Here is an 854-nt window from a genome sequence, read left to right on the forward strand (position 1 = left end):
CAGCCAGCTCACCGGCCTGCATTGGCACACCCTCAAAACGCTCGATAAACGACGCCTTCAAGCCGAGGTAGGCAACTTCGATTCAACCGGTGTCCGCCGCCTGGTGATGGACGAGTTCGCCCTGCACAAAGGGCATCGCTATGCCACGGTCATCATGGATGCCGAGCGAACGCGGGTATTGTGGGTCGGCCACGGCAACAGCCGCGAGGCGGTCCGCCCGTTCTTTGAATTGCTCGGCAAGCACTGCCAGCAGATAGAGGCGGTGGCCATGGACATGAACACGGCTTTTGATTTGGAGGTGAAGAAGCATTGCCCGCAAGCCGAAGTGGTGTACGACCTGTTTCACGTCGTCGCGCGCTACGGTCGGGATGTGATCGACCGTATCCGGGTTGACCAGGCCAACCTCCTGCGCGAAGACAAGCCGGCACGAAAGGCGGTCAAGCAAAGCCGCTGGCTGCTGCTGCGCAATCGCAACAACCTGAAGGACGGACAAGCCGTGCAGCTTCAAGAACTACTCGCGGCCAACCAGCCGCTGGCTACGGTCTATGTCCTCAAGGATGCGCTGAAGGATGTCTGGTTCGCCCCCAGCGTACGAGAGGGCTGGCGCCGCTGGCGAACCTGGTTGCGGCACGCCCGGGACAGCGGCCTCGCGCCGCTACAGCGCTTCGCTCGCAACCTGCGCAAATACGCCCGAGGCATCCTCGCCAGTGCCAACTTCCATATGCATACCAGCGTCCTTGAGGGCGTCAACAACCGCATCAAGGTGATCAAGCGTATGGCCTATGGTTTTCGGGACTCGGAATACTTTTTCCTGAAAATCAAGGCTGCCTTCCCCGGGAAAGCGCGATGAACCT

The 854-nt window shown here is 60.4% G+C and carries 1 protein-coding gene; it reads left to right on the forward strand.

Features of this window, described 5'->3' with window-relative positions; translation table 11 throughout:
* Positions 1–850, forward strand: an 850-nt coding sequence (locus JMV15_RS27805) for an ISL3 family transposase (RefSeq protein WP_198800284.1), incomplete at its 5' end; no start/stop codon positions are given.
* Between the last annotated feature and the right edge of the window lie 4 nt (positions 851–854).

Origin of the sequence: Pseudomonas paracarnis, from assembly GCF_904063055.1 — a bacterium.
Classification (GTDB): Bacteria; Pseudomonadota; Gammaproteobacteria; order Pseudomonadales; family Pseudomonadaceae; genus Aquipseudomonas; species Aquipseudomonas paracarnis.